Origin of the sequence: Corallococcus llansteffanensis, assembly GCF_003612055.1 — a bacterium.
In the GTDB taxonomy this organism is placed as follows: domain Bacteria; phylum Myxococcota; class Myxococcia; order Myxococcales; family Myxococcaceae; genus Corallococcus; species Corallococcus llansteffanensis.
In genome coordinates this window covers 23,308-36,536 of the sequence record NZ_RAWB01000025.1, presented here as the reverse complement: position 1 = coordinate 36,536, position 13,229 = coordinate 23,308, and the positions used below count along the sequence as shown (strand labels likewise).

The window sequence follows — 13,229 nt, the reverse complement described above, 5'->3', positions numbered from 1 at the left end:
ACCGTGCCCCCGCCCGCCACGCCCCAGGAGGGCGCGCGGATGCTGTCCAAGGTGGGCTCACTGCTCGGCAAGAAGGGCGCCTGACATGACGGACACTCCCCGCATCGCCAGCTGGTTCGACGTGCTGCTCGACAGGAAGGGCAGCGACCTGCACCTGGGCGTGGGCTACCCGCCCCTGGGCCGCATCCGCGGCGAGCTCGTGCCTCTGCGTGACGAACCCCTCACCCAGGAGGAGCTGGAGCCGCTGCTCTTCGAGCTCTGCTCGCCCGAACAGAAGCGGCAGATCACCGAGGAGCTGGACCTGGACTTCGCCTATGGCTACGGGACCAAGGCCCGCTTCCGCGCCAACTACTTCTACAAGATGACCGGCATTGGCGCCGTGTTCCGCACCATCCCCAGCAAGGTGCTGACGCTGGAGGACCTGAAGACGCCGGAGGTGGTGCGCAAGCTGGCGGACCGGCGCAGCGGGCTGGTGCTGGTGACGGGCCCCACGGGCAGCGGCAAGTCCACGACGCTCGCGGGGATGATCAACCACATCAACAAGACGCGCGCCTCGCACGTGCTCACCGTGGAGGACCCGGTCGAGTTCGTGCACGAGTCCCTCAAGGCCCAAGTCACCCACCGCGAGGTGGGCCCGCACGCGTCCAGCTTCGCCACCGCCATCCGCTCCGCCGGCCGCGAGGACCCCAACGTCATCCTCATCGGTGAGCTGCGCACCAACGAGACGATGAAGCTGGCGCTCCAGCTCGCGAGCTTCGGCGTGCTGGTGTTCGCCACGGTGCACACCAACAGCGCGCCGGCCACCATCGACCGCATCATCAACGCCTTCCCCGCGGACGAGCAGGGCCAGGTGCGCGGCATGCTCGCGGAGTCCCTGGCGGGCATCGTCGCCCAGCAGCTCATCAAGACCGCGGACGGCAAGGGCCGCGTCGCCGCGCTGGAAATCCTGGTGGGCGGGGCCGCCATCGCGTCGATGATCCGCGAGGGCAAGGTATTCCAGATCGCCTCCAAGATGCAGGCGGGCCAGGGCCAGGGCATGCAGACCCTGGACATGCACCTGGAGCGGCTGGTGAAGGACGACGTCATCCTCCCCGACGCCGCCCTGGAGAAAGCCCAGGACAAGGAGAATTTCGTGAAAGTCATCCAGCGGCTGAAGCCGGACTGGGTGGTGCCGGAAACTCTCAAGGCCTGAGACGGACGACCCAAAGGGGGGAGGGAATTTGCATTCACCCCCCTACTTCGCGAATTGTTCGGGACTGAACCTGGACCGGCGCTCGCGCCTGGGTCCCACACTTCCGAGGGGGAAGTCAGTCATGGATGAACAGCAGCTTGAGATGATGCGGCAGGCGTCGGAGCAGAACGCGGGTCCTGGCCCGTTGTTCTACATCTTCTACCTGGTCTTCATCGGCGCGATGATCGCGGGCCTGTGGAAGACGTTCACGAAGGCGGGCGAGCCCGGGTGGGCGGCCATCGTCCCCATCTACAACGTGTACATCATGACGAAGATCGTCGGCCGCCCGGCGTGGTTCACGGTGCTGGCGTTGATCCCCTGCGTGAACATCATCGCGCTCTTCATCATCGGCATCGACATGGCGAAGTCGTTCGGCAAGGGCATGGGCTTCGGCATCGGCCTGGCGCTGCTCGGCCCCGTCTTCTACGCCATCCTCGGCTTCGGCGACGCGCAGTACCAGGGCCCGGCCGCCGCCAGCGGTGGCATGTCCGCGGCGTAGTGTCCGCGCAGGGCAGGGCCTCCTGCTCCTGACGTGACGGCGGTGGAGGGGCCCAGGTCCGGCCCTTCACCGCCGTTCGTGTTTCTGGAGCGTCCCAGGAAGCCGGCCCCGCGAGTGAACCTTCCCGCGAGGGCGGGAGATCCGATAGAGCGGCGGCAATGACCGGCCCGCGCGCTCCCTCCCGTCCGCCTGTTCCGCCGCTCCGGCGGCTTGCACGACTCCGGTGCTTCAGGGTCTGCCTCGGGCTGGTGCTGCCCGGCGTCGCGGCGGCGCAACCGGCGGTGCCTGGCCTGTCCGCGTCCCCAGACGCACAGGCGCGGGATGGAGGCATGCCCCTACCCCACGAAGCGGGGGCCACCGCCCGGGCTCAGGATCCCGACACAGGCGCGGCGCCTCATGAGCCAGCGCCCCCTGGAGGAACGCAGGTCCCCGACAGCGATGGCGCGTCCGCCCTGGTGGAGCCGGAGCCCGCCACCGTCGCGGCCCCGAGCGGGGAGCCCGAGCCTCCCCGAGAGACACGGACGGTCGTCACCGCGACGCGCCTGCCGCGCCCGCTTCGCGACGTGCCCGCCACCACGGTGGTGATTCCCCGCGCGGAGATGGAGCGCAGCCCCACGCTCACGCAGGACGCGCTCGTGCGCACGCTGCCCTCCGCGGCCACGTTCCGCCGCACGCCCTCGCTCGTCGCGGACCCCACCGCCCAGGGCCTCAACCTGCGCGGGCTGGCGCCTTCGGGGGTCGCTCGCGGGCTGGTGCTGCTGGACGGGCTTCCGGTGAACGACCCCTATGGCGGCTGGGTGTTCTGGCGCGCCCTGCCCCGCCTGGGCCTGGACCGCATCGAGGTCGTCCCCACCGGCGGCTCCGCGCTCTACGGCAGCGCCGCGCTGGGCGGCGTCGTGCAGCTCATCTCCCAGCCCATCGGCCCCGTCATCGACGCCGACCTGTCGGTGGGCAACCTGGGCACCGGCTTCGTCGCCGCGCGCATCGCGGACCGCTGGAAGCGCGTGGGCGTGTCGCTGGAAGCCGAAGGCCTCACCAGCAACGGCTACCGCATCGTCCCGGAGGGCCAGCGCGGCACCATCGACGGCGACACCCCGTCGAAGCACGTCACCGCGCAGGCGCGCGTGGAGGTGAAGGCCACCGACGACCTCTTCCTCTCCGCGCGCGGGGGCTACTTCCGGGAGACGCAGAACGGCGGCACCCGCTACACCGTCGCCAGCGTGGACCTCGCGTGGTTCGCCGGGAGCGCCCGCCTGCGCACGGAGGACACCGGGACCTTCGAGCTGGGCCTCTACGGCCGCACGCAGCACTTCGCCCAGGACCGCGCCCGCGTCACCCCGGACCGGAACTTCGAGGCCCGCTCCGCGCTCCAGGACGTTCCCGCCAATGATCAGGGCGGCTCGCTCGTGTGGACCGGCCCGGAGCTGACGCTGGGTGGCAGGCACGTGCTCGCCGCGGGCGTGGACGCGCGCCGGTCCGCCGGCTCCGCGGAGGAGCTGCTCTTCCCCTCGACCGTCACGGCCACGACGCTCTACGCGCGCACCACCCGGGGCACGCAGCTGTCCGGCGGCGTCTTCGTGCAGGACCTCTACACCGTGTCGTCCGCGCTGGAGCTGGCCGGCACCCTGCGCTGGGACGCGTGGCGCAACCTGGACGGCTCCCTGCTGGAGAGCCGCGCGAACGGCACCGCCACCGCCACCGACTTCGAGCCCCGCACCGCCGGACAGCTCAGCCCGCGCCTCGCCGCGCGCCTGCGCCCGGTGGACTGGCTCACCGTGCGCGCCTCCGTGTACCGCGCCTTCCGCGCCCCCACCCTCAACGAGCTGTACCGCCCCTTCCAGGTGGGCACCGTCCTCACCGCCGCCAACCCGGACCTGGGCGCCGAGCGCCTCTGGGGCACCGAGGCCGGCGTGGAGGCCGTGGGCCCGCGTGGGCTCACCGGCCGCGTCACCGGCTTCTGGAACGTGCTCGACGCCCCCGTCACCAACGTCACCCTGGCCACGCCCCTGCCCGACGGCACCACCCGCCAGCGCCAGAACCTGGGACAGGCGCGTGTGCGCGGCGTGGAGCTGGGCACGGACTGGCGCCCGGCCCGACAGTGGACGCTCCTCGCCGCCTACACCTTCGTGGACCCCGTCGTCACCGAGGCCCCCGGACAGCCCGACCTCGTGGGTCGCCAGCTTCCCCAGGACCCCCGGCATCGGGGCTCACTCAGCGTCACCTTCGACGAGCCATCGCTCCTCACCGCCACCGCGCAGCTGCGCGTCGTGGGCCCGCAGTACGAGGACGACCTCAACACGCGCGGCATGGGCGGCGCCGCCATCGTGGACCTGTTCGTGAGCCGCCACCTCTTCTGGAAGGTGGCCGCCTTCGCGGCAGTGGAGAACCTGTTCGACCGCACCTATCTCGCGGGCCGCGCGGGCGTGGACACGCTCGCCCCGCCCTTCCAGGCGCGCGTGGGGCTGCGCCTGCGCGACGGGCTCAACGAACGGTTCTCAGAGGCGGAACGGGGCGTACCGGTCCATTGAACCAGCGGCTCAGCTCCGTCGTGTCCTCCATCCGCTTCGCGGGCGGCAGGCTGGAGAGGAACACCCGGCCGTAGCCCTTGGTCACGATGCGCCGGTCCAGCATCGCCACGATGCCCCGGTCCGCCTGCGTGCGGATGAGCCGCCCGAAGCCCTGTCGCAGGGCCAGCGCCGCCTGCGGCAACTGGTACTGATCAAAAGGCTCCTCACCGCGCGCCTCAATCTGCCGGATGCGCGCGGCCACCAGCGGGTCGCCCGGCGACGCGAACGGGAGCCGGTCGATGATGACCAGGCTCAGCGCGTCCCCGGGCACGTCCACGCCCTCCCAGAAGCTGTGCGCGGCGAAGAGCACGCTGGGCGTCTGGCGGAAGGATTCCAGGAGCTGCGCCTTGGGCCGCTCGCCCTGGAGCAGCGCCTGGTAGGGCAGCCGCGTGGCCGTCAATTCGTACGCGCGCACCATGTTGCGCAGGGACGTGAAGAGCACGAAGGCGCGCCCGCCCGTCACCTCGCACAGCTTGATGATCTCTTCCGCCGCCGCCTCGATGAAGCCCGGGGCGCTGGGGTCCGGCAGGTGCGTGGGCAGGTACAGCGCGGACTGGCGCGGGAAGTCGAACGGGCTGGGCACCGCGAGCGTGCGCACGCGCGTCACCGGCTGGCCCTCGTCGTCGTACATGCCCATGCGCTTGGCGAAGAAGTCGAAGCGGCTGTCCGCCGCGAGCGTCGCGGAGGTGAACACCACCGTGTCGAGCGCGCCATAGAGCCTGTCTCTCAGCTCCTTTGCCACGTCGATGGGGTTGGCGCGCAGGAACAGGCCCTTGCCGCGCGCCTCCGCCCAGTACACGTGCTCCGAGGACTCCGCCTTCTCCAGGAAGGTGAGCTGCTCCACCATCTCCTCGGCGCGGCGGTGGATGGCGGCCAGCTCCGCCTCTCGCTCGCTGCCGGAGAAGGAGGCCAGCGCGGAGAGGCCCTCGCGCACCTGCTCCAGCGCGCCGGACAGCTTGCCCATCGTCTCCGGGCGCAGCGCCACGGTGGACTCCTGGCTGGACAGCCCCAGCGCGCGCGGCGCCTGGACGAACAGCGCGTCCGCGTGCGAGCGCACCCGCTGGGCCAGCGCCGACAGCGTCGGGTGCCGGTCGTCCTTCGCCGGCAGGGCCGCCACCGCGTCGCGCGCCAGCTCCTCCAGCCGGTAGTTGGAGACGCTATAGCCGAAGTGGCCGCTGGCCACGTCCTCCAGCGCGTGCGCCTCGTCGAAGACGACGGCGTCGTAGAAGGGCAGCACCCCTTCGGTGCGCTTGCCGGAGCTGCGCAGCGCCAGGTCCGCGAAGAACAGGTGGTGGTTCACCACCAGCAGGTTCGCGGTCTCCGCGCGCTTGCGCATCTTCGTGACGAAGCACGTCTCATACTGCGCGCAGCGCGACCCCAGGCACGTCTCCGACGTGGTGGACAGCCGCGACCACGCGGCGAAGGACTCCGGCAGGTCCAGCTCCGCCCGGTCCCCCGTCTCCGTCTGCGTCACCCACTTCTTGAGCAGCGGCCACTGCTTCGCCTCGTCCCGCGAGACGAACTGCGGATCCTTCTCGAAGGACTCGTAGCGGTGCAGGCAGAGGTAGTTGCCCCGCCCCTTGAGGTAGGCCGCCTCGAACTGGAGCCCCAGCTTCTCGCTGAGCAGTGGCAGGTCCTTGAAGAACACCTGGTCCTGCAGCGTTTTTGTCGCGGTGGACACCACCACCTTGAGGCCGGACAGGAGCGCCGGCACCAGGTAGGCGAGCGTCTTGCCCGTGCCCGTGCCGGCCTCCGCCAGCAGGTAGCTGCCTTCGGAGAAGGCCCGCTCCACGGCGCGCGCCATCTGGAGCTGCTCCGGACGGTGCTCGTACGCGGGCAGCGCCTGCTCCAGCGCACCGCCAGGACCCAGCAGGCTGTCGACAGAGGGGGGACGGGGCGCGGGCGCGGACATGCGTCGGTTTCGGGGGCAGGAGGACAGAAGAGCGGCCACCCAGGATAACAGTGTCCGACACTGCTCGCGCGTTCCTGTCCACCGCTTCCACCGCCTGCCCGGGAAGCAGGCCGGCCAGCGGTTCCCCGCCCCGTCTAGAAGGAGCCGCGCAGCAGTTGGAAGAGCAGCACCACCAGCATCAGCGCGACGAGCAGCACGGCCCCCATCACCATGCTCTTCACCTTGCGGGCCAGCTCCGGCGAGGGGCCGTCGGACGCGAGCGGCACCACGGACGTCACCCGGCGCACCACCTCGTCCCGCCCCCGCAGCGCCTTCACATCGCCCGGGGCCCGGGCCAGCCGCAGGCGGTACAGACGGCCGGCCATGGCCAGCTCCCCCCGCCCCACCGCCAGGGTGACCAGCCGGTCATGCGCCTCGTCGTCGTCCCACGTCTGGAGGAGCGCGCGCCACTCGGTGGCCAGCACCCCGGAGGGCAGGTGCTCGTCCGGGAGGAAGTTCGCGTAGACGAGCCCGCACTGCGCGCACGCCCCGTCCTCCTCCCGCTTCGGCGCCACGCACTTGGGGCAGTGCCCCGGCGGGGCCTGGAACGGGTCCCCGTCCAGGGCGGGGGCCTCGGCGGACGGCGCGTCGGAGCGCACCACGCGCAGGGCGGTGACACTGACGCGGGAAGGCACGGGCGGCGCGGACGCGAAGCTCTCCGGAGTGGGGACCGCCACCGCGACGCCCTCGCTGCCGCCACGCCCCCCACCGCCCTCGCGGGGAACCTCGTTGGAGAGGGCTGGAGCCGGGGACGACTGCGCGAGGGTCCGCGCGCCGCACGCCCGACACGTCACGGTCAGCACCCCGTCCTCCACGCGGAAGGACTCCACCGGGACCAGCCGCTCGCAGGCCTCGCACTGGTACTTCATGTCAGCACCTCCCGCAGGGGGATGGGCATCGCGCAGCCGATGAGCGCCAGCAGGCACAGCGCGCAGATGAGCTTGCGCGCGGGGCTCAGGGGCTCCGTGGGCTCCACCACCTCCGGGTGGCCGAAGCCCACGACCTTGCTCGCCACCAGCAGCCACAGGCCCCACGACGCGGTGACAAACACCGTGAGGAAGAGCAGCACCCACGCCACGCCCTTGCCCAGCGTGCGGGCGCGGGGGCCCAGCACCGCGAACGTCAGGTGGCCGCCGTCCAGCTGCCCCACCGGCAGCAGGTTGAGCAGCGTCACCAGCAGGCCGAACCACGCGGCCATCACCACCGGGTGCACCACCACGTCCTTGCCCTCGGGCACGGGCCCCAGGGCCAGCCACGTCAGCGCCTTCATGATGAGGTTGTCGCCGAAATGCGTCTGCCGCTGGGTGAGGACGGGCTCCAGCGCGGGCGGCGCGTTCGTCAGCCGCTCCATCACCCAATGCAGCAGGTCCTGTCCCAGCGCCCACAGCGACGAGTCACCCGGGAACGGCGAAGGCACCGCGGGCGAGTCCACCACGGTGGAGTGCAGAAGCCCCCAGTAGAGCAGCGGCAGCGCCACCACCAGGCCCGCCAGCGGCCCCGCCGCGCCAATGTCCACCAGCGCGTTGCGCGTGGGGATGCGCCCCCTGAGGCGGATGACCGCGCCCAGCGTGCCCAGGCTCCCGGGCACCGGCAGGGGGATGAAGTACGGCAGCGACGTGTCCACCCGGTGCCACCGCGCCAGCACGTAGTGCCCCATCTCGTGCGAGCCCAGGATGGCGAGCAGCGACACGCTGAAGGCCAGCGCCTGCGTCCGGTCCCGCGGGGACAGGCCCCCTTCGCTGAAGGGGAACGACTGGCCGAAGAGCAGCAGGTACGCGAGGAACGTCGTCCCCAGGGTCACCACGAACAGCAGCAGGTGCAGCCAGACGCGGGAGGGCGGGGCGGGACGCGGAACGGAAACCGGGTGCATGCGCGAAGATGCCTCATGTCCGCCAAAGGGGCGACCTGCCCCGGTCGCCGCGCGGATGAAGTGTGGAACACAACTCGGATTACCCGACCCGGGTCCTTGACTTGGAGTTGACTTCTGGTACGAACCGCGCCGCTTGAGGTTCCATCAAACGGAGGGACGACTCTTCAGTCGCCCCTCCACCATTCAAGCCACCATCTGTTGGGGAGAAAACCATGAAGAAGCTCATCCTGTCCGCCGTTGCCGCCGCCTCCCTCGTGGGCTGCACCAGCGTCGAGTCCGCCGTTGTCTCCGGTTCCGAGATCGCCGCCAACGGCGAGGCCGTGGCCGTCATCCAGGGTAGCTCGCTGGGTCTGACCGCGATCTTCCACATCATCGACATCGTGCAGAGCGACCTGGACACCGTGGTCAACAAGCTCCTCATCTCCGAGGCGAAGGCCATGGGCGCCTCCAAGGTCGACCTGAAGTCGGCCAACACCACGCCCCGTCACGGCATCTTCGCCCTGTTCGGCACCATCATCGGCATCACCAGTTCCTCCGCGACCGGCGTGGCGGTGAAGTAGTTCCGCCTGCCTCCTCACCGAGGCAGACTCAAGGGCCCCCTGGCGACAGTGGGGCCTTTTTCTTTTTGGAAGCCCCCTCATGCGCGCCCTCCTCCTGCTGCCCCTGCTGTGCGTCCTCGCGTGCCGTTCGTCCTCCTCCGGAAGCGGGGAGGGCGCGGAGCTGATGGCGCAGGTGCGCGAGCGCCTGGCCGCGCGCGACGCGAAGCTCGTGAACTACCAGCTGGAAGGCACCCAGAAGGAGGGCGACAGCCTGTCCGCGGGCTTCACGTTCGCGTACCGGGCGCCGCAGAAGATGCGCGGCACCGTGTCCCAGCCCGCGGCGCGCACCGTGTCCTGGGACGGCAAGCACCTGTACGAACAGGTGGACGGGAGCAAGCAGTTCACGACGTTCAACTCCGAGGTGTCGGCGGAGAAGCTGTCCGCCTTCCTCACGGAGATCTTCACGCCCTTCGTGCCGGAGGGCTTCCGCGCGCCGCTGCTCCTGCGCAGCACGAAGGCGCGGCGGATTTCAGACCACCCCCAGGCGAAGGAGGCCGTGGAGCTGTCCATGGCGCTGGAGGGCGAGGCGGGCGCGGGCACGGAGGTGACGTACGTGCTGCGCTGGCCCACGCTGGACTTCCTCGCCCGCCGCACGCGCGCGGCGGATGGCACCCAGGCGGAGGTGCGCATGGAGGAGGAGCACTGCGACGCGGCGCTCGGGCTGTGCGTGCCGCGCAGGCTCACGCGCCACGTGGCCGGCGCGCGGCAGGCGGAGACGGTGCTGACGCGCGTGGACCTGAAGACGCCGCTGCCCAACGACGCGTTCACCCCCACCGCGCCAGAGGGTTACAGCGTGCAGACCCGGACACTCGTGGACAGCACAACGCAGGAGAGTGGACCGAAGCCCCCCACGGGCGGTTGACCGGCCCGCCCGCCATCGCCACCTTGGACGGCGGAGGGTGTTGCGCATGGTCGATAACGTCATCTTCGACGTGGATGGGACGCTGATTGATTCGGTGGACGAGCACGCCGAGGCGTGGCGCAGGGCGTTCATCGAGTTCGGCCGGGACATCCCCTTCACCCACGTCCGCAGCCAGATTGGCAAGGGCGCGGATCAGCTCCTGCCCGTCTTCTTCAACGACGAGGAGCTGGAGCGCTTCGGCAAGGACCTGGAGGAGTACCGCTCCGCGCTGTTCAAGCGCGAGTTCCTGCCCAAGGTGCGCCCCTTCCCGCGCGTGAAGGAATTGTTCCAGCAGCTGCGCAAGACCCACCGCAAGCTGGCGCTCGCCTCCAGCGCGAAGGACGACGAGCTCAAGCGCTACGTGGAGCTGTGCGGCATCGACGGCCTGTTCGAGGCGAAGACGAACAAGGACGAGGTCGACAAGAGCAAGCCGCACCCGGACATCTTCGAGGCGGCGCTGACGAAGCTGGGCAAGCCGGACCCCGCCACGGTGGTGGTGGTGGGTGACACGCCCTACGACGCGCTCGCCGCCGGCAAGCTGCGCGTGGCCACGGTGGGCGTGCTGTGCGGGGGCTTCCGCGCGGAGGACCTGCGCACGGCCGGCTGCCGCACGCTGGTGAAGGACCCCGCGGAGCTGCTGCGCCGCCTGGAGCAGGACCCCGAGGCCTGGCCGTGGGACGAGGCGTCGCGGGACACCTCCAAGGACGAGGAGTCGCGCTGAGCGAACCTCCGCCGGGCCTGGCGATGCGCCCGGTGCTTCCGGCGGCTCCGGTCCTCCCGGGCCACCGGCAAGCCCCCGAAACCTACTTGCGCGAGCCGCGCTTCGCCGTGCTCTTGCGGGCGGAGCTCTTGCGCGCCGTGCTCTTGCGCGCCGTGGAGCGCTTGCCGGCGGTCCCGGTGCGCGTGGCCTTGCGGCCCGTGGTGGCGCGCTTCGCCCGCGTGGGCGCGGCCTTGCGGCGGCTGGAGGTGGCGGTCTTCTTCGCGGTCGCGGCGCGGCGCTTGCCACCGACCTTCCCCGCCTTGCGCGCGTTCTTGCGGGCCGCGGGACGCTGACGGGCCGCCTTCGCCTTGCTGCCGGAGCCGCCCTTCATCCCGCCACCGGTGAGCTTGTTGACGGTGGCCCACGCGCGGGCCTCGGCGGTCTTCTCGCTCTTGCCCTTGTCCTCGTAGCCCTTCTCGATGTGCTCGGCCATGCGCTTCTGCTTCTCCGAGTATTTCGCCTTGCTTCCTCGTGCCATGCGTCACCCTCCTGGAAACGGTCGCGGCGCGGGCCTCGGCCTCTGGAGCCTGCGTCGCCTTCAAGGTTGGCACGCCTGCATGTCTGGGGAACCCGCGGGCCCCCTACCCCTGTCCATCACGGGAAGTCTCCGCGTCCCGCCGGTGGGGAATGGACATCACCCGGCCCTTTTCTCCGGGGTGCGACTGGCTTCACGGCCTGCCCGTGAGCACCTTGGTAAGCCGTCACAGAAAGCAGAGGTGGCACCTGGAACCCGCACTCAACGCGCCGCCCCGCCTCCGACACCTGGACGAGGGACCCGCGGTCCTGGTGGTCAACACGCGCTCGCGTTCGGGCCGCGAGGCCTTCGAAACCGCCCGGGCCATGCTGGCCGACCGGGGCATTCCGCTCCTCGTCGCGCACGCGCTGTCCCGGCCCAAGCGCCTGCGGCAGGTGCTGGAGGAGACCCTCGCGGCCGGAGCCCGCCGCATCCTCGTGGGCGGCGGCGACGGCACCATCAGCTGCGCGGCGCAGGTGTTGATGGGCCGCGACGTGACGCTGGGCGTGGTGCCGCTGGGCACCGGCAACGACTTCGCCCGTTCGCTGGGCATCCCGGACACCATCGAGGCCGCGTGCGACGTCATCGTCGGCGGCTACACGGCGCGGGTGGACGTGGGGCTCGTCAACGGGCGGCCCTTCCTCAACGCCGCCAGCCTGGGGCTGACCACCGCCATCGCGAAGCGGCTCACGCAGGAGCTGAAGCAGCGCGCGGGCAAGCTGGCCTACCCGATGGCCGCCGCCGCGGAGATGCGCACCCTGCAGCCCTTCCACGTCCGCCTCCAGGCCGACACCCAGACGCTGGAGCTGGACGCGCTCCAGCTCGTCGTGGGCAACGGCCGCTACCACGGCGCGGGCAACATGGTGTCGCCGGAAGCGACGCTGGATGACCGCAAGCTGCACGTCTACGCCATCACCGCGCCGTCCGCCGCCGAAGGGAGCGGGGAGCGCACGGGGCTGGGCCACCTGCAGGACGTCGCCACACTGGCGCGCGTGGCCCTGGGCATGCGCAGCGGCGGGCACCTGGACCACGAGGCGGTCGTGCACCTGGACACCCGCCGCCTCACCGTGGAGACGGACCCGCCCATGGAGGTGAACGCGGACGGGGAGAACGTGGGCATGACGCCCATGCGCTTCGAGGTCGCCTCGGCCGCGCTGCGCGTCTACGCCCCGGCGCCCCAGTAAGGCGGGCCGCTACACCTTCTCCAGCACGCTGGAGAGCACCTGCGCGGTGAAGTTCACCAGGGGAATCACGCGCCGGTAGTCCATGCGCGTGGGCCCGATGACGCCCACCGTGCCCAGCACCGCCTCCGCCGTGCCGTAGGGGCTGGCGATGACGGTGACGTCGCCCGCGGCGGAGAACTCGCTCTCCGCGCCGATGAAGACGTGCATCTCCTTGGTGCGCTGCACGCGGTCCAGCAGGTGCAGCAGCTTGTGCTTCTCATCCAGGGCGCGGAACAGCGCGCGGATGCGCTCCACGTCCGCGAACTCCGGCTGCTCCAGGAAGGAGCCCGTGCCTTCGATGAGGACGCGCTCGGGAGTCTGGAGGTCGGTGGCCGCGGCGCCCAGCCTGAGCGCCTTGGCGGTGAGCGCGTTGTAGAGCGCCTGCTCCTGGTCCATCTCCGCGCGGATGCGCTCGCGGGCCTCCTCCAGGGGCACCTGGTGCAGCAGTTCGGAGAGGTAGTTGCTGGCCTTGACGAGCTCGTCGGACGTCACCGGGAAGTCCACGGTGAGGGCCTTGTTGTGCACCTGGCCGTTCTGGCCGACGAGGATGGCGAGCACCCGGTCCTCGCGCAGGCGCAGGAATTCGATGCGCTGGAACACCGCCGCGTCCGGCCGGGGCGTGAGCACCACGCCCGCGTGGCGGGTGAGCGAGTGCAGCACGCGGCTGGCCTCCGACAGGATGTCGTCCAGGTTGGACTCGTGCACGAGCCCGGCGTGGATGAGCTCGCGGTCGCGCGGCGCGGGGTCGCGCAGCTTGACGAGCGTGTCCACGTAGAAGCGGTAGCCCCGGTCCGTGGGCACGCGGCCCGCGGAGGTGTGCGGCTTCTCCAGGAAGCCCAGGGCCTCCAGGTCCGCGAGGACGTTGCGCATGGTCGCGGAGGAGACCTCGAACTCCCCGCGGCGCGTCAGTTGCTGACTGCCGACAGGCCCGCCCGTGGTGATGTACTCCTGCACCACGGCACGGAGGACTTCCTTCTCGCGTTCACCCAGCTCGTCGGGCATTCCCGCTCACACTCCGGAAGCCGACGGCCCGGACCTTCCGGCCTCCGCGCTTCCTGTAGAATTCTAAGAGGGACGCCCGGGGCATTCAATCCAGGGGGTCCATTCAGCAGGG

Annotated in this window: 12 protein-coding genes; 7 read left to right on the top strand and 5 right to left on the bottom strand. The window is 71.0% G+C overall.

Features of this window, described 5'->3' with window-relative positions; all coding sequences use genetic code 11:
• Positions 1-85: 85 nt before the first annotated feature.
• The 3 genes from D7V93_RS04120 (at position 86) to D7V93_RS04110 (ending at position 4,258) form a co-directional block, all read left to right on the top strand.
• Positions 86-1,192, top strand: a complete 1,107-nt coding sequence (locus D7V93_RS04120) for a type IV pilus twitching motility protein PilT (protein WP_120615561.1) — start codon at positions 86-88, stop codon at positions 1,190-1,192.
• Positions 1,193-1,313: 121 nt separating this feature from the next.
• Complete coding sequence (locus tag D7V93_RS04115) at positions 1,314-1,730, top strand: DUF5684 domain-containing protein (protein WP_120642114.1); 417 nt, start codon at positions 1,314-1,316, stop codon at positions 1,728-1,730.
• A 455-nt stretch (positions 1,731-2,185) separates the two neighbouring features.
• Positions 2,186-4,258: a TonB-dependent receptor gene (locus D7V93_RS04110; RefSeq protein WP_372338289.1), complete on the top strand. Its 2,073-nt coding sequence runs from the start codon at positions 2,186-2,188 to the stop codon at positions 4,256-4,258.
• Here D7V93_RS04110 and yoaA read toward each other — a convergent pair.
• The 3 genes from yoaA to D7V93_RS04095 all read right to left on the bottom strand — a co-directional run bounded on the left by yoaA (position 4,212) and on the right by D7V93_RS04095 (position 8,118).
• A complete protein-coding gene (yoaA, locus tag D7V93_RS04105; RefSeq protein WP_120642112.1) occupies positions 4,212-6,209 on the bottom strand; it encodes a DNA repair helicase YoaA in 1,998 nt (665 codons plus the stop codon). The two genes, D7V93_RS04110 and yoaA, sit on opposite strands and share 47 nt — an antisense overlap.
• A gap of 134 nt (positions 6,210-6,343) precedes the next feature.
• Positions 6,344-7,117 carry a hypothetical protein gene (locus tag D7V93_RS04100; protein WP_120642111.1) on the bottom strand — a complete coding sequence of 258 codons (774 nt, stop codon included), beginning with the start codon at positions 7,115-7,117 and terminating at the stop codon, positions 6,344-6,346.
• Positions 7,114-8,118 carry a site-2 protease family protein gene (locus D7V93_RS04095; protein WP_120642110.1) on the bottom strand — a complete coding sequence of 335 codons (1,005 nt, stop codon included), beginning with the start codon at positions 8,116-8,118 and terminating at the stop codon, positions 7,114-7,116. The genes D7V93_RS04100 and D7V93_RS04095 overlap by 4 nt, the downstream gene beginning before the upstream one ends.
• A gap of 212 nt (positions 8,119-8,330) precedes the next feature.
• Here D7V93_RS04095 and D7V93_RS04090 point away from each other — a divergent pair, with 212 nt between their 5' ends.
• The 3 genes from D7V93_RS04090 to D7V93_RS04080 all read left to right on the top strand — a co-directional run bounded on the left by D7V93_RS04090 (position 8,331) and on the right by D7V93_RS04080 (position 10,339).
• Positions 8,331-8,678 carry a hypothetical protein gene (locus tag D7V93_RS04090; RefSeq protein ID WP_120642109.1) on the top strand — a complete coding sequence of 116 codons (348 nt, stop codon included), beginning with the start codon at positions 8,331-8,333 and terminating at the stop codon, positions 8,676-8,678.
• A 79-nt stretch (positions 8,679-8,757) separates the two neighbouring features.
• On the top strand, positions 8,758-9,579 hold the full coding sequence (locus tag D7V93_RS04085) for a hypothetical protein (RefSeq protein ID WP_120642108.1): 822 nt from the start codon (positions 8,758-8,760) through the stop codon (positions 9,577-9,579).
• Positions 9,580-9,625: 46 nt separating this feature from the next.
• Positions 9,626-10,339 carry an HAD family hydrolase gene (locus D7V93_RS04080; RefSeq protein WP_120642107.1) on the top strand — a complete coding sequence of 238 codons (714 nt, stop codon included), beginning with the start codon at positions 9,626-9,628 and terminating at the stop codon, positions 10,337-10,339.
• An 82-nt stretch (positions 10,340-10,421) separates the two neighbouring features.
• Here D7V93_RS04080 and D7V93_RS04075 read toward each other — a convergent pair whose 3' ends face one another.
• Positions 10,422-10,856, bottom strand: a complete 435-nt coding sequence (locus tag D7V93_RS04075; protein ID WP_120642106.1) for a transcriptional regulator — start codon at positions 10,854-10,856, stop codon at positions 10,422-10,424.
• Between the two features lie 308 nt (positions 10,857-11,164).
• Between D7V93_RS04075 and D7V93_RS04070 the strand changes: the two genes are divergently transcribed.
• Positions 11,165-12,076: a lipid kinase gene (locus D7V93_RS04070; RefSeq protein WP_244237098.1), complete on the top strand. Its 912-nt coding sequence runs from the start codon at positions 11,165-11,167 to the stop codon at positions 12,074-12,076.
• A gap of 9 nt (positions 12,077-12,085) precedes the next feature.
• Here D7V93_RS04070 and hrcA read toward each other — a convergent pair whose 3' ends face one another.
• On the bottom strand, positions 12,086-13,117 hold the full coding sequence (hrcA, locus tag D7V93_RS04065) for a heat-inducible transcriptional repressor HrcA (RefSeq protein ID WP_120642104.1): 1,032 nt from the start codon (positions 13,115-13,117) through the stop codon (positions 12,086-12,088).
• Between the last annotated feature and the right edge of the window lie 112 nt (positions 13,118-13,229).

What these genes read in the sequence shown, in the direction of transcription:
- yoaA (WP_120642112.1), bottom strand. Translation starts at nt 6,209, where the DNA reads ATGTCCGCGCCCGCGCCCCGTCCCCCCTCTGTCGACAGCCTGCTGGGT.
- D7V93_RS04095 (WP_120642110.1), bottom strand. Translation starts at nt 8,118, where the DNA reads ATGCACCCGGTTTCCGTTCCGCGTCCCGCCCCGCCCTCCCGCGTCTGG.
- hrcA (WP_120642104.1), bottom strand. Translation starts at nt 13,117, where the DNA reads ATGCCCGACGAGCTGGGTGAACGCGAGAAGGAAGTCCTCCGTGCCGTG.
- D7V93_RS04090 (WP_120642109.1), top strand. Translation starts at nt 8,331, where the DNA reads ATGAAGAAGCTCATCCTGTCCGCCGTTGCCGCCGCCTCCCTCGTGGGC.
- D7V93_RS04120 (WP_120615561.1), top strand. Translation starts at nt 86, where the DNA reads ATGACGGACACTCCCCGCATCGCCAGCTGGTTCGACGTGCTGCTCGAC.
- D7V93_RS04080 (WP_120642107.1), top strand. Translation starts at nt 9,626, where the DNA reads ATGGTCGATAACGTCATCTTCGACGTGGATGGGACGCTGATTGATTCG.
- D7V93_RS04100 (WP_120642111.1), bottom strand. Translation starts at nt 7,117, where the DNA reads ATGAAGTACCAGTGCGAGGCCTGCGAGCGGCTGGTCCCGGTGGAGTCC.
- D7V93_RS04115 (WP_120642114.1), top strand. Translation starts at nt 1,314, where the DNA reads ATGGATGAACAGCAGCTTGAGATGATGCGGCAGGCGTCGGAGCAGAAC.
- D7V93_RS04075 (WP_120642106.1), bottom strand. Translation starts at nt 10,856, where the DNA reads ATGGCACGAGGAAGCAAGGCGAAATACTCGGAGAAGCAGAAGCGCATG.
- D7V93_RS04085 (WP_120642108.1), top strand. Translation starts at nt 8,758, where the DNA reads ATGCGCGCCCTCCTCCTGCTGCCCCTGCTGTGCGTCCTCGCGTGCCGT.